24 protein-coding genes are annotated in these 22,287 nt (G+C 47.0%); 20 read left to right on the forward strand and 4 right to left on the reverse strand.

Annotated elements, in window-relative coordinates; all coding sequences use genetic code 11:
• Positions 1-19: 19 nt before the first annotated feature.
• A complete protein-coding gene (locus ACR9FF_RS14345; protein WP_435171841.1) occupies positions 20-1,279 on the reverse strand; it encodes an ABC transporter substrate-binding protein in 1,260 nt (419 codons plus the stop codon).
• Positions 1,280-1,679: 400 nt separating this feature from the next.
• On the opposite strand from ACR9FF_RS14345, the gene ACR9FF_RS14350 reads away from it, so the two are divergent.
• A complete protein-coding gene (locus ACR9FF_RS14350; RefSeq protein ID WP_435171842.1) occupies positions 1,680-2,150 on the forward strand; it encodes a DinB family protein in 471 nt (156 codons plus the stop codon).
• Positions 2,151-2,290: 140 nt separating this feature from the next.
• On the forward strand, positions 2,291-2,668 hold the full coding sequence (locus tag ACR9FF_RS14355) for an NUDIX hydrolase (protein WP_201005100.1): 378 nt from the start codon (positions 2,291-2,293) through the stop codon (positions 2,666-2,668).
• Between the two features lie 66 nt (positions 2,669-2,734).
• Here ACR9FF_RS14355 and ACR9FF_RS14360 read toward each other — a convergent pair whose 3' ends face one another.
• The 3 genes from ACR9FF_RS14360 to ACR9FF_RS14370 all read right to left on the reverse strand — a co-directional run bounded on the left by ACR9FF_RS14360 (position 2,735) and on the right by ACR9FF_RS14370 (position 5,669).
• On the reverse strand, positions 2,735-3,826 hold the full coding sequence (locus ACR9FF_RS14360) for a PRK06851 family protein (protein ID WP_435171843.1): 1,092 nt from the start codon (positions 3,824-3,826) through the stop codon (positions 2,735-2,737).
• A gap of 141 nt (positions 3,827-3,967) precedes the next feature.
• On the reverse strand, positions 3,968-5,317 hold the full coding sequence (locus ACR9FF_RS14365) for a hypothetical protein (RefSeq protein ID WP_435171844.1): 1,350 nt from the start codon (positions 5,315-5,317) through the stop codon (positions 3,968-3,970).
• 160 nt (positions 5,318-5,477) lie between these two features.
• A complete protein-coding gene (locus ACR9FF_RS14370) occupies positions 5,478-5,669 on the reverse strand; it encodes a hypothetical protein (RefSeq protein ID WP_435171845.1) in 192 nt (63 codons plus the stop codon).
• Positions 5,670-5,779: 110 nt separating this feature from the next.
• Between ACR9FF_RS14370 and ACR9FF_RS14375 the strand changes: the two genes are divergently transcribed.
• The 18 genes from ACR9FF_RS14375 to ACR9FF_RS14460 all read left to right on the forward strand — a co-directional run bounded on the left by ACR9FF_RS14375 (position 5,780) and on the right by ACR9FF_RS14460 (position 22,211).
• Entirely contained in the window at positions 5,780-6,190 is a 411-nt protein-coding gene (locus tag ACR9FF_RS14375; protein WP_435171846.1) for a MarR family winged helix-turn-helix transcriptional regulator, read from the forward strand.
• A gap of 408 nt (positions 6,191-6,598) precedes the next feature.
• Entirely contained in the window at positions 6,599-8,350 is a 1,752-nt protein-coding gene (gene abc-f / locus ACR9FF_RS14380) for a ribosomal protection-like ABC-F family protein (RefSeq protein ID WP_435171847.1), read from the forward strand.
• Positions 8,351-8,974: 624 nt separating this feature from the next.
• The gene (locus ACR9FF_RS14385; protein ID WP_435171848.1) at positions 8,975-9,175 is read left to right on the forward strand and encodes a hypothetical protein; all 201 of its coding nucleotides are present in this window, start codon (positions 8,975-8,977) and stop codon (positions 9,173-9,175) included.
• Positions 9,176-9,243: 68 nt separating this feature from the next.
• Complete coding sequence (locus ACR9FF_RS14390; RefSeq protein ID WP_435171849.1) at positions 9,244-9,399, forward strand: hypothetical protein; 156 nt, start codon at positions 9,244-9,246, stop codon at positions 9,397-9,399.
• 76 nt (positions 9,400-9,475) lie between these two features.
• Positions 9,476-9,994 (forward strand): DUF5412 family protein, encoded by a 519-nt coding sequence (locus ACR9FF_RS14395; protein ID WP_435171850.1) that lies wholly within the window; start codon positions 9,476-9,478, stop codon positions 9,992-9,994.
• A gap of 112 nt (positions 9,995-10,106) precedes the next feature.
• Positions 10,107-10,886, forward strand: coding sequence for a class I SAM-dependent methyltransferase (locus ACR9FF_RS14400; protein WP_435171851.1), 780 nt, complete (start codon positions 10,107-10,109; stop codon positions 10,884-10,886).
• 234 nt (positions 10,887-11,120) lie between these two features.
• A complete protein-coding gene (locus ACR9FF_RS14405) occupies positions 11,121-12,137 on the forward strand; it encodes a LacI family DNA-binding transcriptional regulator (protein WP_435171852.1) in 1,017 nt (338 codons plus the stop codon).
• Positions 12,138-12,166: 29 nt separating this feature from the next.
• Positions 12,167-12,991, forward strand: a complete 825-nt coding sequence (locus ACR9FF_RS14410) for an ABC transporter permease (protein WP_201005123.1) — start codon at positions 12,167-12,169, stop codon at positions 12,989-12,991.
• 132 nt (positions 12,992-13,123) lie between these two features.
• Complete coding sequence (locus ACR9FF_RS14415; RefSeq protein WP_435172109.1) at positions 13,124-14,149, forward strand: ABC transporter ATP-binding protein; 1,026 nt, start codon at positions 13,124-13,126, stop codon at positions 14,147-14,149.
• Positions 14,150-14,206: 57 nt separating this feature from the next.
• Positions 14,207-15,397, forward strand: a complete 1,191-nt coding sequence (locus tag ACR9FF_RS14420; protein WP_435171853.1) for an extracellular solute-binding protein — start codon at positions 14,207-14,209, stop codon at positions 15,395-15,397.
• Positions 15,397-16,239: an ABC transporter permease gene (locus tag ACR9FF_RS14425; protein ID WP_435172111.1), complete on the forward strand. Its 843-nt coding sequence runs from the start codon at positions 15,397-15,399 to the stop codon at positions 16,237-16,239. The genes ACR9FF_RS14420 and ACR9FF_RS14425 overlap by 1 nt, the downstream gene beginning before the upstream one ends.
• Complete coding sequence (locus ACR9FF_RS14430) at positions 16,239-16,703, forward strand: hypothetical protein (RefSeq protein ID WP_435171854.1); 465 nt, start codon at positions 16,239-16,241, stop codon at positions 16,701-16,703. The genes ACR9FF_RS14425 and ACR9FF_RS14430 overlap by 1 nt, the downstream gene beginning before the upstream one ends.
• Positions 16,704-16,707: 4 nt before the next feature.
• The gene (locus ACR9FF_RS14435; RefSeq protein WP_435171855.1) at positions 16,708-17,703 is read left to right on the forward strand and encodes a CehA/McbA family metallohydrolase; all 996 of its coding nucleotides are present in this window, start codon (positions 16,708-16,710) and stop codon (positions 17,701-17,703) included.
• Between the two features lie 42 nt (positions 17,704-17,745).
• A complete protein-coding gene (locus tag ACR9FF_RS14440) occupies positions 17,746-18,507 on the forward strand; it encodes a glycerophosphodiester phosphodiesterase (protein WP_435171856.1) in 762 nt (253 codons plus the stop codon).
• Positions 18,508-18,707: 200 nt separating this feature from the next.
• Positions 18,708-20,414, forward strand: a complete 1,707-nt coding sequence (gene ilvB / locus ACR9FF_RS14445; protein WP_435171857.1) for a biosynthetic-type acetolactate synthase large subunit — start codon at positions 18,708-18,710, stop codon at positions 20,412-20,414.
• On the forward strand, positions 20,411-20,887 hold the full coding sequence (ilvN, locus tag ACR9FF_RS14450; RefSeq protein WP_201005142.1) for an acetolactate synthase small subunit: 477 nt from the start codon (positions 20,411-20,413) through the stop codon (positions 20,885-20,887). Before ilvB ends, ilvN begins: the two co-directional genes overlap by 4 nt.
• A gap of 109 nt (positions 20,888-20,996) precedes the next feature.
• Entirely contained in the window at positions 20,997-21,209 is a 213-nt protein-coding gene (locus tag ACR9FF_RS14455) for a hypothetical protein (RefSeq protein ID WP_201005144.1), read from the forward strand.
• Positions 21,210-21,299: 90 nt separating this feature from the next.
• Positions 21,300-22,211, forward strand: a complete 912-nt coding sequence (locus ACR9FF_RS14460) for a hypothetical protein (RefSeq protein WP_435171858.1) — start codon at positions 21,300-21,302, stop codon at positions 22,209-22,211.
• The last annotated feature ends 76 nt before the right edge of the window (positions 22,212-22,287 follow it).

Raw genomic sequence — 22,287 nt, forward strand, 5'->3', positions numbered from 1 at the left:
GCCGGGATGGTATGATTCTTTAACGCAGCAGCTCCTTTTTTACTCTGGAAAGCGCGTCATTCCAAGCCTTATCCGGGCTTTTGCCTTCAAGGGCAACCGATGACAGCTCTCGGTTTACGATTCCGTTTAGGTTGGAGTATTTCGTTCCGAAATACGAGGGTTTCACGTTGCGGGCGGACTCCGTAAAAATCTCACCCGTAGCTTGACCGCCGAAAAACTCCTCTTTCATCTTCATGGCATCCGAATCGAGCGCCTTGGAGGCGGAAGGGAACAGGTTGAGCTCCTTGAAGCTTGTCACCTGATTCTCTGAATTCAGCAGCCATTTCATCACCTCGAAGGACTCCTTCGGGTATTTGCTCGTTTTCATAATGGCAAGGAAAGAGCCGCCGTTATTGCCGTCTCCGCCCGGAGCTCTCGCGACGCGCCACTTGCCCGCCGTATCCGGAGCCGCGTCCATCAGAATTTGTTTACTCCATACGGCTCCCACGAAGGAGGCAATCTTGCCGTTGTTCATCGCCGCGTTCCACTCGGTGGAGAAGGTGCCTGTATTGGCAAGCAAGTCCATCTGCGAGGCTTTTACCGCGAGATCCCACGCCTTTTTCATGGAAGAGGAGGGATCCTCGCCAATGAAGTTTTCGTTTTTATCAAAATAAATTTTATCCGACTGCGCGTTGACTTGGTTATACACCTGTCCGATATTGTCAAGCAGCTTCACCTTGCCGCCAAGCGCCTTCTGAAGCTTTTCGCCTGCGGCGAAGTAGTCATCCCAAGTGCCCATCATCCGATGAACCTCTTCCGGGTCGGTTGGCAGCCCCGCTTGTTCGAACAAGTCCTCTCGGTAAAATAAAGCTGTTGGACCAGTGTCAATCGGCATGGCGATCATTTCGCCCTTCGGCGTAACCCCAAGCTGCCATTTCCAGTCGAGATAGTCCCCCTCGATGTCCTTCGCTCCGAGCTCGTACAAATTGTAGAAGCGGTCGGCGCTTGGGAACAGCTCGGTGACCCAGTCGTTAAAGGCGACGATATCCGGGCCGCCTTTGCCGGCGGCGAGAGTCGTTTTCAGCTTGGATTTGAAGTCGCCCCCGATTTTCTGGGCGTTGATGCGAATTCCCGGAAACTGCTTCTGGACCTCGTGGATCAAGTTATCGTCCAGACTCCGGTTCCAGTACCAAAGGGTAAGCGTTTTCGTACTGCTGTTAGATGAGGTCCCGCTCGAACATCCGCTAATCATGATAACCAGAAGCAATAAACACGTTACTAATGCTCGGTATTTAGTCATCGTTTTCGGCCTCCCATTGCGGCATTTTGGTACTGCGGCAGCATCACCACCACTCTTTGAATGCTTGAGACGCGTTCGTCTTACGAAACATTATAGACGCATCCAAATCGATTTTGAACACGCTTTCACGAATTGAGGCGATGGTAGGACATCGCCCGGGTGCCATTTTATGAGGTATGGGTTCATAGTCTTAAGGGATTGTCTCGACTGTTATCGCATCCTGACGATAGGCTTAATTCCGCCTTGAATTAGCAAGCTTTCACAAGTAAAAGCTCGAAAATAGTCCGTCTGTTTTTAGTTGCGATAAGAAAATTCCATGTAATTCTAATATTTTTAGATGTGTTGCGAACGTAAGTTCTGATATAATGTAAAAAAATATTGAAGTCGAAAGGAAGCAACGATGAACGCTATAGAAGCTATAGTACAGAATTTAAGCGAAGTTAGACGCAGAAGCCTGATTATTTGGGGGAGTATTCCGGATGCGTTATTGGACTGGAGACCGGATTCGGAAGCGCTGAGCATGAAAGAGATGATCCGCCATGTCCTGGAAAGCGAACATTATTACCATCTGGCTTTGTTGAATGAAGGAAGTCTAACCTCTTATGAATCCCCCTATGAGGCTCGTGCTTTTACAACGCTCAAAGATGAACTCCGCTTTTCAGAAACTTATCGAAATGAATTTATGAATACAGTAAAATCTTATACGGAAGAGGATCTATCAAGAATCCAGATTGATAGAAAAGACGTAGGGTACATTCGATCATTAGGAGACATGCTTATGAGAATTGCATACCACGAAGCAGTCCATTCAGGTCAACTTTTAGATTATTTAAGAACAGCCGGGGTAAAACGGCCTAAGGTTTGGGATTGACGAACCGTTTAGAGAGGTGCAAATATGAGTGAATTTACATATGGCAAAATCATTCGAATGGCCGATAAGCCTAAGCTCTATGAGTTTTTGCCTACAGGAACGCCTACTATGAAGTTGAACGAGAAGAGGGTGTTATTTTATTGATTGCCGAAGCCATTATTATACAAAATGACTCTGTGCTTATGGTTAAACAATACGTTGAACGGGGAGATATCGTTTGGAATTTTCCTGGGGGCGGAATTGAAGAAGGAGAGAGTCCCGAACAAGCGTGTATACGGGAAGTTCATGAAGAGACGGGATTCGATATTCAATTGAAGGCATTGTTACACGAGGGAAACGAGAAGTTTAGCTTCATAGGAGAAGTTGTTGGGGGAGAATTGTATCTCGATAATGATAACCAAGATAACCTTGATATCATAGAAATTGCATGGATTCCATTAATTGAACGTGAAAAATTTGATTCCATAACCTCACCGATGCTTGAGCTAGCAAAAGCGCATTTGAATGTATACGATTGAGGAAAGCTAGAATAACGACGAAATAGGCCATTCCGAAAGGATGGCCTAAACGATTTTCACCTGTTGCTATAGGCTGTGGTTCATTAGTTCCGACTGCAGCTGAAGGCGTAGTTTCTCAATAATTGAAAAATTCGTCGCAGCCGTGTAAAACAATTTAATCTGTGAATCTATGGATTCCGCTGCCGCCAAATGGGAGGTGGCTTCCTTCATTTTCGCCGAATAACGTTCTTTAATTTCCGCTATTTCCGCTGCATACGTTTCATCCGTTCCTGGGATCATCGTACGTTCATACATATCCAAGATCTCATCCCCGTCCCGGTCCGGAAAGTATTCATGAGGAGCGGTACTGTCGAATATAGCTGTGCTAAGTTTCGGGAAGATCAGCATATCCAGACTGTTTGGATCAAAACCGCAATGAAACAGTTGAACTTCGATGCCATTCTTCTCGGCCGTTGCCGCAAGTTTTTTCAAAAGCGTGGATTTACCGGAACCCGGTCTTCCCTTGATAAAGATTCTCCTGTTTAATGGAGCCGTCAAGCTTTGAATAAAATCAAAAGCACCCTTCGGAGTCGCTGCGCCGAAAAACAAATGGCGTCCAATGGTTGGCGTTCCGATTTCATGACCAGCGTACAATTCCTCAATCAATTCCTGCGTGACTTTATCGGCCTTATCGAATTCCATGCTTTCGATATAAAATTTTTCCCATTCATCATGAATTCGCAGGGCGGTTGCAAAAGATTCATAGGCTTTGGAATAAGCAGCACTTAGCTTTTCTTTAAGCTCTTCGATTATATCAATAGCATTCGTGGAAAAATTTCTGCTATCGAGTGCCACGCCGAAATCGATCTCAATCACTGCACCTGCTCCGCCCTCTATGTTCCAGTCGCAAGCTTGCCCGTCAACAATGCCTACCTTTAATTCGGTTGCAATAATACCGTCCAGCTCATCAGGTCGAAGCGGGGAATGAAAGCATTGCACCTGCTGCCCGCTGTCCAACAGACTATCGGCTAATTTACGAATGATTGTGGATTTACCTGTACCACGGGGACCCATTAGGACGAGAATTCGATCAAGCCCTCGGAAAGCTGATTTATACAGAATATGAGCTCCGTGTGCCGTATTGCCGCGGGCAAAATAGTGAGATGCCTTTTCAACCAACCTGAACACTCCTTTGTGCGCCTATCCTGTGATATAAGCGCATATGGGATAGATGCCTATCGTTAAGCTTATTCCGGTTGGCGCACAGAGGTGTTTATAATGTTGAGTTGAGAATAGACTACAGTTTTATGAATGATTGATTTACGGAGTATAAGCGATATTTTCCGTGCCGCCAGTAAGTGAATTGATGTATACAAGCGCAATGCCCTCTACGCCAGACACGGGTATTTTATACACGAGCTTGCTCTCGTGAATTTCGAGTATAGGCGAGCCGGTCGCTCGCAAGTTCGGACTGATTGCCGCGGCAGCTTGCTCCGCTGTAAGCTTGGGATGAAGAGGAAAACTTTTATTGTAATCTTTAAAATAGTTGGATGCATCAAAATTCATCAGATCGCCCGTTTGCGCATCGAATTTCCATACAACCTTCATTTGCGTAATAGGGACTTGCTCTCGGACTGGAATATACACGAGTTGAATCGAGGTAGTCGATTTCTCTTTCATTACGAGTGTCAGGCGGTCATCGGACCAACGTTTCATCCATTCGTCTGCGAGCGCAACGGTTTGTTTCATGTCTACCGTCTTCGAAGAAATTTCTTTCTGCATGTCGCTGCGCGTCACCCGAATGACGTGTCCACTTTTGCTTAGCGTAACGATATACGGGCTAGTCCTTTTTCCGTTGGCATCCGATAACGTAAAGTCCATGACCTCTCCCAAATCGGGGCTGCTACCGCCTGATATCATATGAACGAATTGTTTGCCGGGGCCCTTGTTCCAGCTATCGCCCATGAAGATTTTGGCTTTAGCCGCCAGTTCCGTTGCTTTATAGGTCGGCTCGCCTGCAAACACAGTTCCTTTCTTCGACGGCGTGTAAGGATTCAGATTGTACTGGAAGTCATTGAAATCTTTATTGCCGTAAATTGAAATCCCATTGAGTTGGCTGAGTGCCGTCTCCATCTCTAACGAGATACGTTGAATTTCGGCGAGAGAGATGCCATTTGCTTTCATTCGATCTATGTAAGGCATCGCAGTGCGGGCATATTTACGCATCCGACTAATTTGTTCCAATTGATCCGAAAGGAGCGCCGGTCCTTTCTCGCTGGCAGGATAGGGCAGGTATCGACTGCTATCGATTGCAAATGATTCGTAGGCTGGCCAATATAACCCTTGGAAGTTGATCATTGCAGATCCGTTGGTAAGTACGCTTTTGATGAGGTCTGAGTCCTGAATGGCTTCATCGATTGCCTCTTGACGCTTGCTAGGAGAGTTGGCTGCAAGTGCTTCCGCAAGTGAATAGTCAAAACCGTTCAAGTACATGGATTGCATTTGAACCAAATACAAGATGTTTCGATACTGTTGCTGTTCCCATTGCCTAGAGTGCTGATGTTCTTTATAGCCATAAATCGCGCCTGCAATCGTTGTTGCTCCTAGCAAACCGATAATGGCTTTGGAAAGAAGGTTCATATTTAAGTAAGCTCCTGTCTTCGTCTTCACATGTCCTATCCACTTTAACAAAGACGGGAATGTAGATTAAGATGTAAAAACTACCAATTTCAAAGCCAATGCCGTATGCGCCTTATAAATCTATATTATTGAAATAACTTTAGGCATATTATTTAGGGAGTGTAGGCTTTCTTTAAATAAGGCTTTACAGCTATTCTTCCTTATCTTTTTTCTTTCTCGGAAACATGAACAATAGTGACGATGTCTCCAGCCATTCGTAATTCTCCGTGATGCCGTACATATCTGCTAAACTAAAAATGACTAAGAATGGTAAAAGACCAAGTGCAAATACAGCAATTAATAATCCGATTGAAATGGATTTGAAAATCTCCATTGCTTTCATAAACTCATCCCCAATCTAAAATGGATTCCAAATGCCTTCATTGGCTACAGGCTTATCCTTTTAGATAATGTATCGTATTACGATATAAATATGTAGAGGAGCATGTATTAATGTCAAATCCGGTTGTTACAAAATCCTTGTACGAGCGATTGGCTAGCTTCAGATACAAGTTACGGGTATTTATGCAGTTTAGTGAAAGCGTTGCAAAGGAAGTGGGTTTAACTCCTCAGCAACACCAACTGCTTCTAGCCATACAAGGTTATCCAGGTCGTGATTATGCGACTATTTCGGAGGCGGCAGAGAAATTGCAAATAACGCATCATGCTTGCGTCGGATTAGTATCCCGCTGCCAGAAGTCCGGACTTATAAAGCGCCGGCGAAATCCGGATGATGCGAGAAGTACTCTAATTTCTCTAACGGACAAAGGTCTCATACTCTTGGAGCATATATCCGAAGTTCACCTAAAACAGCTTCAAGATCTAAAGATTGACCTTGCATTTTTTGAAACGACCATTCCATAATTGCATATTGCTTTTCATAATCCCATGTCGGATTCAGGACCTTTTTTTATTTTCCAAATAAAGGCATGCGAGTGAGAGGTTATCATGCTATAATGGGTTAACTTGAAAGTTATTGGAGGTATCTAATTAGACATCATGTGGACCTAATTTCCTGTCGATCATGATTTTCGAAAATGACGATAAGCGATAAGAGCTCAGCCTATGCGCGGAGCGGATTAGGATACGTGTGTCTATTGGAGAGGACTCCTACCACCTTGGTGAATGCCATTTATTGGCGTCTATTTAGGGTGTTTTCACGCTATTTCTATATCCGCATATCCTTAGCCGCAGGCGCGTCCTGCGGTTTTTTTTTCTTCGACAATCATAACCCTTGTCAGTTGTTCAACTAAACTTGAAGCGGTGATTGGAATGACAATATTAACCTTACGCGGAATTACAAAAAGCTTTGGCGACACGAATGTGCTCGTGAACGTAGACGCCGATCTGGCATCCCGAGAGCGGATTGGCTTGGTCGGGATGAACGGGGCAGGCAAAACAACGCTCGCCAATCTGATATTTGGTACGATTCTACCTGACAACGGTAAGATCACTTTCCACAAGGATCAACTTCGAATCGGTTATTTGCTGCAATCGACTTCGTATACCGTTAATACCTTCAGCAACATGATGAACCATTCCGATGAGTCCCATGAAACCGAGCAGTTTCTAAAGACTACGAGCCATTTCGGCTTGCAAAAGGTGAAAGAGTGGGACGGAGCGCGTTTAGCGGGATTAAGCGGGGGAGAGAAGACGAAATTGGCGATTGCCCATATTTTGTCCTCCAAACCGGATATTCTGCTGCTCGACGAACCGACGAATCATTTGGATTTTGAAGGCGTCGATTGTCTCGTTCAAGAGCTACGACGGTATAACGGCACAACAATTGTAATATCGCATGACCGTTATTTTCTCGATCAAACGGTGGACCGGATTATCGAGCTGCAAGATGGCGTTTCGACGTCATTTCCGGGCAATTATACGTTCTATCGGGAGGAAAAGTCCCGCCGTTTTCAGAGTCAACTGCATCAGTATGAAGAACAGCAGAAATACGAGCAGAAAATTGAAGCGGAAATCAAGCGGTTGAAAAGCTGGTCCGAGAAAGCGCATCGCGAAGCCGGTAAAGTTGGGAAAATGGCTGAGATGCGTGCAGGCGTGAAGGAATTCTATCGCAGTAAAGCCAAAAGCATGGATAAGCAAATCAAATCCCGCATTCATCGCCTGGAAAAGATTGAGATAGAAGGCGTGAAGAAGCCTAATGAGGAAGCAAAGGTATTCTTCGGCTGGGATCACCCAGACAAACGCGGCCGGCGAATCGTGGAAGCACAGCAGATTAGCAAGTCGTATGGCAGGCGCTCCTTGTTTAAAGATAGCTCCTTTTATTTGCAACGCGGGGAGAAAATCGGTTTGCTAGGACCTAACGGCTGCGGGAAAACGACGCTTATTCAGATGCTGTTAGGCAATAAATCGGTAGACTCCGGTCAGCTATGGATTAGTCCAACTGCAAAGGTTGCGTATTTAACGCAGGATGTATCGGATCTTAATCAGCAGCAAACCGTTCTCGAGCTTTTGCAGGAGAGCCATGAAATCCGGAGCGATATTGGGAAAGCACGGACCTTGCTGGCCAATATGGGGTTCGATGCGTCAATGCTGGAAAAGCCGATCGCTCAGCTAAGTCTTGGTGAACGCACGCGGATCAAGCTGTCGCTGCTAATGATGCGCGAGCAAGATTTGCTCATATTGGATGAGCCAACGAACCATCTCGATCTGGCAAGCCGCGAGCAGCTTGAAGAGACATTATCGGAGTATCGCGGAACTCTTATCGTAGTCTCGCATGACAGATATCTGATGGATAAGATCTGCACGAAGCTGCTTGTTTTTGAAGATGGCAATATAAAGCGGATTGAATCCGGCTACGAAGCGTTTCGCGAGCGGACACAGAGTATCCTTGGTTCAGGAGACAAGTACGAACAGCAATTGGAAGAGGAAAAGCTGGTTATTGCGAATCGAATCGTTTTTGTACTTGCGGAACTAAGCATGCTGAAGCCAACCGACATCCGGTATGCGCGGCTTGATGAAGAGTATAAGCAACTGCTCGTTTTGAAGAAGCAGCTAGGTACTTGAAAAGCTAGGAAATAGAGTGGAAATGGCAGTTGATCAGAGGATCAGCTGCCATTTTTATTGAAAATCAAAGTAAGTTCTGTTCCAGTATGTGGTAACATAGAAGTGGCTGGGATTGGGGATCTAGCCAGAGGTTTATGATAATCGGAGCCGTGTACAAACCAGAGGCGGATACTATTTCTTTGTTACGGTGGCTGCTGGAATGGCAATCACTGTCGTTTTATGGGCACGGAAATAACGCAGTAATAAAATGATTGGATGAGATAAATGAAAAGAAATAAAAATCAGAAAAATATAATGGTTGCCAATATTTTGTTATTTGCTGCAATGTTCGTTGCTTGCCAAAGCTTGTACGGGAATCTGAAAACTTTGCTGGATGTCATTCATAATTTCAACTTCGAGATCAAAAATGTTACCTATTCCTATTGTGTTTTGACCGTACACACCGATTTTAAAACAATTCGGTTTGATCTTTTGGCTCCACTTTTAGTTGCTACTATCGGTATCCTTATTAACGTTGTGAATCTTCTATTTTACTATTCGAAAGGCAATTCGAAGGATCGTTGATGTAACAGTTTAAATGATTGAGTTTCCGAGTTGAATTCATTTTAAGGAAGAAGGCATATTGTGGATTTCAAAGAAATAAAGAAAGACCTGTTCACTATGACGGAGGATTATGACTTAGCGCATTGCATTTCTGCGGATGCAAAAATGGGTGCAGGAATTGCAGTTGAGTTCAGAAAACGGTTTAAGCTTAAATCTCTTCAAGATATGGCAGACAAGAATCCATTAGAAATAGGGAAATGCTATAGAGTGGGAAGAGCTTGAATCTAATTACCAAATCGAAATACTGGCACAAACCCACATACGAATCTCTTACCCAGGCTGTTGTATCAATGAAAGAGCTGTGCTTAGCTGAAGGAATAACCAAGCTTGCTATGCCGCAGATAGGATGCGGGCTTGATAAGCTTCAATGGGGAAAAGTAAGAGAAATTATAACGGAAGTTTTTGAACATACGGAAGTTGAAATTATAGTATGTCACTATCGATAGCAAGGAGGTAAGAGGTATAGAAGGAAACCAATCACTTTGGCGCGTACTTCGAGCTGTTTGTTGACGGAGGGACTGCATGAAAAAAAGATATATGATCATCCTTGTACTGATATTCGGTATTTTAATGTTAATTGGCTATAATAGGTATTCATATAAGTTCAAGAGCCTTGATAATGCAACATTATTTCTGGGTCCAATAGAATCACCGGATGGTAAATATGAAGCTAGCTCGTATTATTTAAATTATGGCGGTGCAGCTGGCGGAGTAATGTATATCGTTGAGGTTGAACAAACCCAGACCGGCGAGAAGAAAAAGGTATATTCGAGTAATCATAAGAATGATTTTTCGATGTCTTGGAAAGCATCGGACATCCTGTCTATAAAAAACGAAAGCCCTAAATATAATGAATACAGGAATATTGATCTAAATGTAAGTACGGATATATATGAAGAGTCAGGAGCTGCATGTCGAAGTCTTTTGCTTAAAAAAATTTTAAAAACTGCTATAAAGCGGAGGACATTAAGGAGCCTTTTATTTTTAAGCTGCTTGGTTTTTGATCAACTAACTCGAATCGTAAAAGTACATTACATATAGCTGGACAGTTGAGTTATAAGGAAAAAATCCATTGTCCAGAATTTTCCTCCCGACTAATATGGTATTGATGATGCACTTGTTTAAAATCCATATCCTCGGAGGAAAAGCACATATGTCTTTCAGTTATTATGGTGAACTTTGCACAGAGGTTTATGACCTTACTAAAAAAGTCGGGCAATCCTTCAGCGGAGATATAGAGTATTATCGCGAAAAACTTAAGCACTGCAAAGGACGTATTCTGGAGGCCATGGTAGGCTCTGGACGAGTGATCATTCCTCTCCTTGAATCAGGATTAATCGTCGACGGGGTTGATTATTCCGCGCAAATGCTTGCTTCTTGCCGTTATCGCTGCGAAGCACGTGGATTAGCTCCGGACTTGTATCAAGCAAATTTGCAGGAGCTTTCTTTGCCGCATAAGTATGAAGCGATCATTATACCTGGGGGCTCGTTTTTGTTGATTGAACAACGGGAGGAGTCGATACAGGTATTAAATCGGCTATATGAACATTTGGAACCAGGCGGAAGGTTGATCCTTGATCTGTTTTTGCCTGACAACAATTACAACAGTTCGGAATTAGGGCGATGGGACGGTACGGCAACTTATTACTTGCCAAATGGTGATCTCATTACGATGGAAGGCAAGAATGTGGAAGTTGATTTGTTCTTCAATCAATACCGTGTCAGCTATTTGAAATATGAAAAGTGGCGAAAAGGGGTATTGATCCAAACGGAATTACAACGTTTTGCCATGCGCTGGTACGGGGTAGAAGAGTTCAAATTGATTCTAGAGGGTATTGGTTTCTCTGACGTAACGGTTTGCGCTGATTTTGTGGATGGGGAAAAACCTTCAAACGGCAATCAGAAGTTTGTTTATCAAGCTACGAAAATATAAAACGAATTTGTCCAAGGGATGGACATTTGGCTTGTTGATAAATTTACATTTTACACAAAACCACCGAAATCATGACAGGATACGGTGGTTTTCCGTTTTTCTGGAACTTTTTAGCGCTGGATTTACAATTCCTTAGGCTCGGTTTAACGCAGAAGAAACATCCGCTCCTTAATCTATACGTATGGGAACGATCCCATATGGGAACGGTCTCACAGCTATGAAAGGGAGTGCACCGTGGACAATCCGACCATCAAAGAAATCGCCCGGCGCGCCGGGGTATCCAAATCTACCGTTTCGCGGATTATTTCCGGGAATGGTTATTCCAGTCCGGAAGCGCGTGACAAGGTTCTTGGGTTAGTCGAGGAATTGCAATATAAACCCAATGCGGTCGCTAGGGCTATGGTATCGCAAAGAACACATAACATCGGGGTGCTCTTATATAGAAGTGAACTTCCGATTGCCTCGCATCCCTTCTACGGGAAAATCGTCGATGCCGTCTTGTTGGAAGCGGCACGGTTGAATTATTCGATATTCGTTACAACGGATCACGATATGTCGTATCGTTCGGCCGACTTCATGATCGAGAAGCGGGTGGACGGGCTTATTCTCATCAGCCGGCTACAACAGAACGTGATTGATCACATCACGAGCTTCGGCATCCCATTCGTTATGGTGAACGGTTCGACGGATGTGGATGGCGTTATCCATATCGTCAACCAGGATGAAGAAGGCGGCAGAATGGTCGCCGAGTTCTTGACGCAGACCGGGCATGAGCGAATATTTGTTGTCGCGGGGCCGCAAAGTCATCGCAGTCATCATTTGCGCCTAAAGGGATTTATGACTTCTATCAGGCAGGCTGGTATCCAAGAAGCCGATACGGCAATCCAATCAGCGGCTACTTCGACCTTTGCAGAAGGATACGAGATTATGAACCGGGAGTGGGAGCAATTCCGGGAGGGTGGGTATACGGCGCTCTTCGCCACCAATGACATGCTTGCCATGGGCGCGATGAAATTTTTGCTGGAGCAATCGGTCCGGATTCCCGAGCAGATGTCGGTGGTAGGATTCGATGACGTTGATTTCGCGGCAATGTTCTCGCCATCCTTGACGACGGTCAAGGTGGATACCGGGGATATGGGTACGCAATCCGTTCGGCTCCTCGATCAATTGATCCGGCAGGAACAGAATGTTGCGCATCCCAACCAACTGGTGCCCCGGCTGATCGTCAGACAGTCTACCAGATCACTATAGATCCATACCGAAAGGAGCGATAACTCTTCATGCGCTGGTATTTCAAGGCACTTGGAACAAGGAAAATCATTGAATTTATCGTGCTTGTCGTCTTTGTCATCTTCTTTTTAGGACCGCTTCTGAACTTGGCTATTCTAGCCTTCACCGGAAAATGGAGTTATCCGGACGTTATGCCAACGGAGTGGTCCATGAAATGGTGGGCTTTCGTCTTCAAGCAGGAGGACATCCCACAGTCAATCGGCTTGTCCTTCATGATCGCCGCGATTGTAACAGGGCTGTCTATTGTATTGTGCATTCCGGCAGCCTATGCGTTCGCCCGCATCCGGTTTCCGTTCAGCCGATTCTTCCTGTTCTCGTTTCTGCTGACCCATGCGTTCCCTAAGATGGGGCTGTATGTCTCGATCGCGGTGCTCTTCTACAAGCTTGGACTCATGAATACGCTGCTTGGCGTTGTCCTGATCCATATGATCAACGTGCTTATGTTTATGACTTGGATTCCGACGGCCGCTTTCCGGAATGTGCATCAAGCACAGGAAGAATCGGCTAGAGACGTGGGAGCTGGTCCGTTCCGCGTATTTCTTAAGATCACCTTGCCGATGGCACTGCCGGGCATCATTGTCGCTTCCATCTTCACTTTCCTTAACTCGCTCGACGAAGCGCAGGGCACGTTCCTGGTTGGCATCCCGAATTACAAAACGATGCCGATCGTCATGTATTCGATTATCAGCGATTATCCCGCTTTTGCTGGCGCGGTGTTTTCCATCATTTTGACGGCACCAACGATTATTCTGCTGCTCGCAGCCAAACGTTTCGTTAGCGCGGATGTCATGTCCAGCGGGTTCACATTGAAGTAACAAGGCAATTCTCGCACGACAAAGGAGGCTATTACGGGTATGGTTCAAGGCATTCAAGATGTTCGAGAAAATCAAGGTATTCAAGGTAAGCAGGGAAAGCAAGAAAACCACCAGGTTCGGGGCAGCCGGGAAATCCAGCTATCCGTGCAGCAGCTTTCGAAACGATACCGCACCGGCGAAGGGGTTACTTCGATCTCGCTTGATGTGCATAAAGGTGAGCTCGTTACGCTGCTTGGTCCTTCCGGCTGCGGCAAAACGACGGTACTGCGCAGCATTGGCGGTTTTCTAGAGCCGGATTCCGGCGATATTCTCATCGAAGGGGTGAGCGTGCTCAAATCGCCGCCGGAGAAACGTCCGACCTCAATGGTATTCCAAGGCTACAATCTATGGCCGCATATGACCGTGTTCGATAATCTGGCATTTGGTCTTAAAATACGCAAGGTGAAAAAAGCCGATATCCGCAAACAAGTTACGGAAGTGTTGAAGCTCGTACGTTTGCCGGATGCCGAGAATAAATTCCCCGGCCAGCTTTCGGGCGGTCAGCAGCAGCGTATTGCTCTTGCCAGATCGCTGCTTTTGAAACCCGCCGTTCTATTGCTCGATGAGCCATTCTCGGCGCTGGACGCGAAGCTTCGGCATGAGATGCGTGAAGAGCTGCGGGAGATTCAGGCGGAGACCGGTCTTACGATGGTATTCGTTACGCATGACCAGGAAGAAGCGCTGTCGATTTCCGACCGGATTGTCGTCATGAATCACGGCAACATCGAACAAATCGCATCGCCGCAAGAAATTTACGATCATCCGAACACGCTGTATGTCGCTCAATTTATCGGCAAAATGAACTTTTTGAAAGGGGTGGTTTCGGAAGGTCAAGTAATGGTAGGAATAATGAAGTTCCCAAATTCGAAATCGTTGTCCGGCGGAGTATGGCTGGCAATCCGGCCTGAAGATGTCATGCTGTCAAGTCATGGCCAAGAGGGTTTGCCCGGTATCGTCAAGCAGATTATGGTTCTAGGCCATTATGCCGAAGTATCGATCCAATTACCGGAGTATGGCGTCATTCGGGCGTTTCAGCCGCGGGATGCCGTGAAGGAGCTGAATTCAGGCGACCAGGTTTACATCAGCTTCAAGAAAGTCATTGCGTATCCGGAAGTTTAAGCAAATCGCATCTCGAACGAGAACAAAAATTCCTCAATGCCAAGGAGGCAAATAAGCATGTTAAGCAAAAAATCCACCCTTACTTTACTGACTGTAACAACCGTTACCGCTGCTCTTCTCGCGGGTTGCGGGAACTCCAATAATTCGGATACTGCCAATGCCGGCGGAACAAACCCCGGAGCGACGAATACGGCCTCGGCGAATCCATCTGCCCAGCAAGTCGAATTCAGCTTTTACTTTACAGGCTCCGAGAACGTAAAAAATCTATGGGATACGATTATACCGATGTTCGAAAAGGATCATCCGAACATTAAGGTTAAAGAGGTGTATATTCCATCCGGCACAGGCGCGCAGCCGACGTATGACCGCATTCTTGCTGCGAAGCAGGCAGGCAAAGGCTCCGGCGGAATCGATCTGTACGAGGACGGGCTAAGCAACGTAACCCAAGGGCAAAAGGACGATCTGTGGGAAACACTTGATCCGGCTAAAATCGGCAACCTTGCTTCCGTTGACGCGAATACGATGAAGGACGTATCCAACCTGGCAATTCCGTATCGTTCGTCCGCCGTGGTGCTCGCATACAACAGCGAGAAGGTGCCGACGCCTCCGAAGACGCTGGATGAGTTGTTCACTTGGATTAAAGCGAATCCGGAACGCTTCGCTTACAACGATCCTTCCACGGGCGGAGCCGGCAGCTCGTTTGTGACAACAACGCTGTACGACAAGCTTCCAGAGGATGCGATTCATAATTCCGACCCAAGCGTTGAGAAGGAATGGGACAAAGGATTCGATACGCTGAAGGACCTCGGCAAATACGTTTACGGTAAAGGCATTTATCCGAAGAAAAACCAAGGCACGCTGGATCTGCTCATCAGCGGCGAAGTAGACATGATCCCGGCATGGTCGGACATGGCGCTTGAGCAAATCGGTAACGGCCAGCTTCCGGCTACGACGAAAATCGCTCAAATTACCCCGGGCTTCAACGGCGGCCCGACCTACTTGATGGTACCGAAGCTGTCCGATAAGAAAGACGCGGTTAACGAGTTTCTGAACTTCGTCTTGTCGCCGGAAGCGCAAGCGGTTGTGGTGACCAAGATGCACGGCTTCCCTGGCATCCAGCTGTCAAACATGCCGCAGGACATTCAGGATTCCTTCAAAGGCGTGGCTGAAGGCTTCCGGACGTTCAACATCGGCGATTTGGGCAATGAAATCAACAAACGCTGGCAAAGCGACGTAGCGGCGCAATGATGAAAAAACAAGTGAAAATGGGGATACTGGGATTGCTTCTGGTCATCCCCTCTTTTCTGCTGCTGTTCCTCACGGTCGTCATCCCAATCGCGGTCTCGTTCAAAGAAAGCTTGACCAACAAAGAGGGCGGCATGGACCTGTCGAATTACAAGTTCTTATTCACCGACAAGCTGATGCGCTCCAATATCGTATTTTCGCTGGAAGTAACGGTTATATCGGTCGTTATCGTGCTGATCGTTAGTTATGCGCTAGCAGCTTACATGCGTTTCAACAAAGGCAAGTTAGTCAAGTGGATTCGGAATATGTACATGATCCCGATGTTTATTCCGTCGGTTATTGCGACGTACGGCTTGATTCAGCTGTTAGGCAACCACGGCTGGGTAGCCCGGTGGGTGCTGTTGTTTGGAGGAAGCGGAATTCCGCGCCTTATTTTCGATATGAAAGGCATTATTATCGCTAATTTGTGGTTCAACATTCCGTTCACGACGATGCTGCTTGGCTCTGCCTTGGCGGGAATTCCGGACTCGGTGATGGAAAGCGCAAAAGACGTAGGTGCGGGGAAGCTTCGCATTTTCATCCGTTTTATCGTGCCGCTCACTTACAAAACGCTGCTTGTGGCGGTAACCTTCGTCTTTATGGGCGTAATCGGTTCGTTCACCGCGCCGTTCCTGCTTGGACCTAATGCACCGCAAATGCTTGGCGTGTCCATGGAGCAAATATTCGGCGTGTTTCAGGAAAAAGAGCAGGCTTCCGCACTCGCATTCTTCACCTTCCTGCTCTGCTCGTTTATGGGCTACTTCTACATTCGCAGCATGATTAAGGAAGAGGGGGCGCGTTCTTAATGAAACGTCTTGTTCTGGAAGCGGAGGGACAGGTGACTCCGGTATGCTCCAAAACGCATATTGCCTACAGCTTTCATCTGGATCGGCAGGGAGGCAAGCTTTGGATCGGCTTCTCTTACGAGCCTAAAAATCTCGAGGACCGCGAGCAAGCTCATCCGTTAATCGCGGCCGGCATCAACAAGTATACGGAGCAGGCGCAGTGCGCTCGATTATTGGAAAAGTGGGAATCGTTTCTTCCTCTTAAAAACCTGATTACAATTTCGGTCGACGACCCCAAGCGGCACCGCGGAGCCGGTCATCGGCATAATCCGGAGCAGTTGCTGTTGATCGCAGGCGAGGATGCTTCTCCGGGTTTCGTCAGCGGCGAATTGAGCGAAGGGCTGTGGCGCGTTACGTTAAGTCTTCATGAGATTGTAACGGATCATTGCCGATACCGCCTGCGAATTCATCATGAGGAGGCTTAATGGAATGCGCTGGATGGCATGTGAGCTGCACAGTCATACGAACCACAGCGACGGCAGGCAATCTTTGCTGGAGCTTGCGCAAGGAGCAAAGGCGCTTGGCTTTGACTCAGTGGCGCTGACCGACCATAATACGATGACGGGCTTGAAGGATCGGGAGAGTGTAGAGCAGGAGACCGGCTTGACCATTATTTCAGGCATGGAATGGACGACGTTCTACGGACATATGGTGACGATCGGTCTAACGGAATTTGTGGACTGGCGTCCCGCAGGTCCGGGCGATATTCACGAGGGGATTGAACAGGTTCATGCGTTTGGCGGGATTGCCGGGATGGCACATCCTTATCGCATCGGTAATCCGATGTGCACGGGCTGCTTCTGGGAGTTTGAAATTCGAGACTGGAACCAGCTGGATTATATCGAGGTATGGTCGGGTACGTTCCCGTCGATTAAGACGGATAATGCCCGAGCGTTTCGTCTATGGACCGATCGGTTGAACGACGGATTCCGGATTGCGGCAACTTCGGGCCGCGATTGGCATGCGCAGGAACTGACGGATGAACCGTTGCCGGTGACGTATTTGCAGCTCGACGAAACCGAAGGCAGCTTAACGGAACAAGCCGTACGCGCGCTTGCCGCAGGGAAAGCTTCGGTGACCATGGGACCGTTAGTGACGCTGGAGCTACATTCCGGCAAGATCGTTTATACGATCGGCGATTGCGTACCGGAGCAGGAGCGAAGCCTTAGCTACGAAGCTGTCGTAAACATTGATTTTCAGGTTAGGGCAGGCTATTGGGCATTTCCCGAAGCTCGATATTCGATCGCGCTGACGAGCAACCTCGGCGTTATTGGCGAGCAGCCGGCGAGTCCGGAGCAGGAGCAATATCGCTTCGGAATTACCGGTAAGGGATTAAACTGGGTTCGGGCAGAGCTAAAAGGAAACGTACGCGGTATGCGTACGATGATTGCTTTTACGAATGCGATTTACGCGGAATCCGAATAAGCTTATGATGAACGAAAGACGGTAATTAGGAGTGTGACGGGAATGACGCAAAGTTTTCCGCTGATTACGGCTCATGCAGGCAGCATGAACACGGAAGCGCATACGCTTCGATCGGTCCAAATCGGGCTTGAGCTTGGCGCCGACGTGGTGGAAGAGGATATCCGGGTGACCAGGGACGGGATTCCCGTGCTGGCGCATGACGATGAATGGCTTACCGTTGAACGGTTTCATGTGAATATAGCGGACAGGAGTTACTCGGAGCTAACCGAATGGCATGCCGAGTCGGGGAAAGGTACCGTGCCGCCGCTCCTTAAGCTGGAAGATATTCTGCCCCTCGTACAAGCTTCCGGTAAAATCGTGAATTTGGACTTGAAGGTTGATGCGGCGATTGAGCCCGTTGCGGCGCTGGTCCACAAATTCGGCCTGTCGCGGCAAGCTTTCTTCTCCGGCTGCGAGCGGGAGCGGGCGCTTCTCGCGCAGCGGCTGCAGCCGGAAATGAGCAAGCTGCTTAACACCAACGTCGAATTGTTTAAGACCCTGCCTTACCGGGAAGCGATGATTCAAACCTGCGCGGATGCCCGCGAAGCTTCCTGCATCGGAGTGAATATTTATCACGGAATCTTGCGGCAGGAGTTTGTGGAGTATGCCGCGGGACTTGGAATGCCCGTATACGCATGGACCGTTGAGGATGAAGCGCTCATGCGCCAATACGCCGAATGGGGCGTGCATTCCATAACAACGCGTAATGTGGCGTCCTTAATCCGCGTGAAGCAGGCGTTCCGGGATCAGCAGCCTTCCGTCTAATCTATTTATATCGAACCGCCCTTGTTCAGGGGCGGTTTTTTGTTGTTCAACGAAATAATGATTAATTCTATCTATCGTTACGATAGAAACAACGATATTGATCAATGATTCTGAATTTCATACAATCAGGCAACAGGAGTCACTGCTAATAAACCTAAAGGATATCACCAACTTAGGCGTGGAGAGAGAGGATAAATGTCATGGGCGAGCTTTTTATGAATGATAGAGTGACAGGTTCGGAAGTCTTGCTAAGAAGTTTGCTAATTGAAGGGGTAGAGTGTATTTTTGGTTATCCAGGTGGCAGCATTTTGAACATATACGATTCGATTCTGGATATTCCGGAGTTCAAATCTATTCTGGTGCGGCATGAACAAGGCGCCATCCATGCTGCGGACGGTTATGCTCGCGCAACGGGCAAAGTTGGCGTCTGTTTTGCGACTTCGGGTCCCGGGGCTACCAATCTGGTGACAGGAATCGCTACAGCCAATATGGATTCGGTTCCATTAGTTGTGATTACAGGAAACGTCTCTTCGTCCTTGCTCGGTACGGATGCGTTTCAGGAAGCGGATATTGTCGGAATAACGATGCCGATTACGAAGCACAGCTATTTGGTACGGGATATCGAGGAATTGCCCCGGATCATTCATGAGGCGTTTTATATCGCATCGACGGGGCGGAAGGGACCGGTATTAATCGATATTACCAAGGATGTAACAAGCCAATTAACCACATTTGAGTATTCGCTTGATACTCCCCAAATCCGAGGCTATAAACCGGATACACAGCCGGATTCCAATCAAATCGACAAGCTGCTTCGAGCCATTGAAGAAGCGGAACGGCCCGTCATACTGGCGGGGGCAGGGGTCATTTACTCCGATGCTTCGAAGGAATTGCTTGCTTTTGCTGAAAAAACGCGGATACCGGTTACAACGACCCTGCTCGGGTTAGGAGGTTTTCCTAGCGGACATGAACTATGGATAGGCATGCCAGGCATGCACGGAACCTATACGGCCAATACAGCCTTGCAAAATTGCGATCTTCTCATCAGTATCGGAGCACGCTTCGATGACCGGGTAACGATGAAAACGAACGGATTTGCTCCAAAAGCCAAAACAATCGCGCATATCGATATTGATCCGGCAGAGATTGGCAAAATCTTATCGACCGCGATTCCGTGCATTGGCGACGTAAAAACGATCCTTCAACAAGCAAACCTGTCTGCCGCTCCCGCCAAATCAGAATTATGGCTCGAACAGATTAAAGAAAATAAAAACAGCTTTCCGCTTCGTTACACCGACTCGGACGTTACTTTAAAACCGCAATTCGTTATCGAAATGATTAGCGAATCGACCGGCGGCGAAGCGATTATTACGACGGATGTCGGCCAACACCAGATGTGGGCCGCGCAGTTCTACAAATATATGCATCCGCGTTCGATCATTACGTCGGGTGGACTTGGTACGATGGGCTTTGGCCTGCCTTCGGCAATAGGGGCGCAGATCGGCAATCCGAACCGGCTCGTAGTGTCCGTTAACGGTGATGGCGGCTTTCAAATGTGCGCGCAGGAGCTTGCGGTTTGCGCTTTGTACAATCTTCCGGTGAAGATCGTTATATTGAATAATCAGGTTCTGGGCATGATCCGGCAGTGGCAAGAACTCATTTATGATAACCGGTTTAGCAGCATGAACCTATCCGGCAGTCCGGACTTTGTAAAGCTGGCTGAGGCTTACGGTGTCAAAGGCTTTAGAGCAACGAATAAAGAGGAAGCTATTGAAGTATGGAATAAGGCTCTGGAAATCGACGGTCCAGTCGTTATAGATTTTACGATCAGTCAGGAAGAGAATGTCTATCCGATGGTTGCCCCGGGTTCGACAATAGATGAGATGATTATGGGGGATGAAGCATGAAACGCTGCACGTTTTCGGTACTGGTAAACAATCATCCGGGTGTTTTGCAGAGAGTCACGGGCTTATTTAGTCGTCGCGGTTTCAATATTGACAGCATTACGGTTGGCCAGTCGGAGACACCGGAGCTGTCACGAATGATTATTGCGACTTACGGTGATGACAACACGCTGGAGCAAGTCAAAAAGCAATTAAATAAATTAATCGATGTCGTGCAAATCGTCGAATTAAGCGCCTATCCGATGGTTGACCGCGAGTTGGCTCTCATCAAGGTAAGTTCCGTTAATAAAGCTGATCCGGCAATATTAAGCATCGTTGAACCTTTTCGGGCTTCCATTGTCGATATAGGCTCGGAAAATATAGTGATCCAAGTGGTTGGAGACCAAGAAAAAATAAATTCTTTTATAGAGCTGCTGAAGCCATACGGCATTGTAGAGTTAACCCGCACGGGGATGACGGCTATGCTCCGTGGTTAATGATTGAAGTCATCTATCGTTTTCATAGAAACACCGATATTGATCAATCTTATTATCTTTCATAGAATGAGGTTGCAGGGCAGGAGCCACACGAAAGGGATGGGATAAAATGAATTCTAATAACCTTCAATTTGACGTTCATTTTGATAATGCTTTATTCTTCGGTCAATACGTGATGGTTATTCGGAATGAGAAATATACCGGTGGAGGTTTACTGGAGAAATATGATCAAGAGTATGTATGGATAAGAGGCAAAAAACATTCTCGAGCCCATTGCTCCTTCATTCAAATGCCGCCGCCGGACGTGGATTTCCCGAACTAGTATAGGATGTAAACAGCTGGCGGATATTAAGGAATAATTATGCCTTGGAGAATCCGAAAGCAAGCGATATTGAAAAGGAGAGGAATGGAGATGTTTTGGGAGGCATTTAAATCCGGACGTTTTTTATCGGCATACCTATTAGTTTTTCTAATGCTAGCGGTTGCCGTGGCTTCTCATCAGCGGGATATTCTATTCCCCGAAATCGCCGGCATGGCTATGGGAGTTATGGTGTTTCCCGTACCGCATTGGGTTAAAAATCCCGTTCATTTGTGGCTTTCTCCAACGATAGGCGCCTTTATCGGAACTTCGATGAACTTCTTGTCGATGCCGCCTTTGCCCAAGATTTGGTTGGGATTAATTATTATCGTCATTTTGATGCATGTATTCCGCGTTAACTTTGGACCAACGATTCCCGCAGCGCTATTGCCGATTTTTCTTGGGCTGCACAATTATACATTTGCAATCTCGACAGCCATCTTTACCTTTGTGATTATGGCTGCCGCCTTTAAATTCAGAGATCCGAACAAGTTGTCCGGAAGTGACGTTCGCAAGGTAAAGGATACGGTTATCATAACCTTGATTCTGGCTCTTTGGATTGGACTGGCTTTTTCGACCAAATTGAATGTACTCATCATTCCGCCCGTATTCGCGCTCATTTTCGAGCTGTTCCATACGGAGAAGTTCCATTGGAAGATGATATCGCCCCGTCTATCCGTATTGACCGTTACGGCTATACTGTCCGTTGGCGTTTATCATTTAATGCCGGGTTCCATTATAGGGGTCGGAGTAATAAACGTGCTCATTACCTTCATTCTCTGCAAACTGTTCAAAACTCCCGTACCTGTTGCCTTCGGCGTTTCGTTAATGCCGCTTATCGTCCCTGATTGGGGGACATGGGCATTTCCGGTTGGCGTATTTGTTACGACAGGCTTTTTAATGTGCTTTTCGGCTGCGTATCGCCAGTTCACGAAGAGACATGCGGTGCTTGCCGCACGAACTTAATTTATTAAGCGGAAGACAAGAAACCATGGAGCAGAGCTTCATGGTTTCTTGTCTTTTTTGTCGAATAAAGCGAGGC

This window comes from Paenibacillus glycanilyticus (assembly GCF_051200795.1).
GTDB lineage: Bacteria > Bacillota > Bacilli > Paenibacillales > Paenibacillaceae > Pristimantibacillus > Pristimantibacillus glycanilyticus.

Excerpts from the sequence above, each read along its gene's own strand:
- ACR9FF_RS14345 (WP_435171841.1), bottom strand. The coding sequence starts at position 1,279 with ATGACTAAATACCGAGCATTAGTAACGTGTTTATTGCTTCTGGTTATC.
- ACR9FF_RS14350 (WP_435171842.1), top strand. The coding sequence starts at position 1,680 with ATGAACGCTATAGAAGCTATAGTACAGAATTTAAGCGAAGTTAGACGC.
- ACR9FF_RS14370 (WP_435171845.1), bottom strand. The coding sequence starts at position 5,669 with ATGAAAGCAATGGAGATTTTCAAATCCATTTCAATCGGATTATTAATT.
- ACR9FF_RS14375 (WP_435171846.1), top strand. The coding sequence starts at position 5,780 with ATGTCAAATCCGGTTGTTACAAAATCCTTGTACGAGCGATTGGCTAGC.
- abc-f (WP_435171847.1), top strand. The coding sequence starts at position 6,599 with ATGACAATATTAACCTTACGCGGAATTACAAAAAGCTTTGGCGACACG.
- ACR9FF_RS14390 (WP_435171849.1), top strand. The coding sequence starts at position 9,244 with ATGAAAGAGCTGTGCTTAGCTGAAGGAATAACCAAGCTTGCTATGCCG.
- ACR9FF_RS14395 (WP_435171850.1), top strand. The coding sequence starts at position 9,476 with ATGAAAAAAAGATATATGATCATCCTTGTACTGATATTCGGTATTTTA.
- ACR9FF_RS14400 (WP_435171851.1), top strand. The coding sequence starts at position 10,107 with ATGTCTTTCAGTTATTATGGTGAACTTTGCACAGAGGTTTATGACCTT.
- ACR9FF_RS14410 (WP_201005123.1), top strand. The coding sequence starts at position 12,167 with ATGCGCTGGTATTTCAAGGCACTTGGAACAAGGAAAATCATTGAATTT.
- ACR9FF_RS14420 (WP_435171853.1), top strand. The coding sequence starts at position 14,207 with ATGTTAAGCAAAAAATCCACCCTTACTTTACTGACTGTAACAACCGTT.
- ACR9FF_RS14425 (WP_435172111.1), top strand. The coding sequence starts at position 15,397 with ATGAAAAAACAAGTGAAAATGGGGATACTGGGATTGCTTCTGGTCATC.
- ACR9FF_RS14430 (WP_435171854.1), top strand. The coding sequence starts at position 16,239 with ATGAAACGTCTTGTTCTGGAAGCGGAGGGACAGGTGACTCCGGTATGC.
- ACR9FF_RS14435 (WP_435171855.1), top strand. The coding sequence starts at position 16,708 with ATGCGCTGGATGGCATGTGAGCTGCACAGTCATACGAACCACAGCGAC.
- ACR9FF_RS14440 (WP_435171856.1), top strand. The coding sequence starts at position 17,746 with ATGACGCAAAGTTTTCCGCTGATTACGGCTCATGCAGGCAGCATGAAC.
- ilvB (WP_435171857.1), top strand. The coding sequence starts at position 18,708 with ATGGGCGAGCTTTTTATGAATGATAGAGTGACAGGTTCGGAAGTCTTG.
- ilvN (WP_201005142.1), top strand. The coding sequence starts at position 20,411 with ATGAAACGCTGCACGTTTTCGGTACTGGTAAACAATCATCCGGGTGTT.
- ACR9FF_RS14455 (WP_201005144.1), top strand. The coding sequence starts at position 20,997 with ATGAATTCTAATAACCTTCAATTTGACGTTCATTTTGATAATGCTTTA.
- ACR9FF_RS14460 (WP_435171858.1), top strand. The coding sequence starts at position 21,300 with ATGTTTTGGGAGGCATTTAAATCCGGACGTTTTTTATCGGCATACCTA.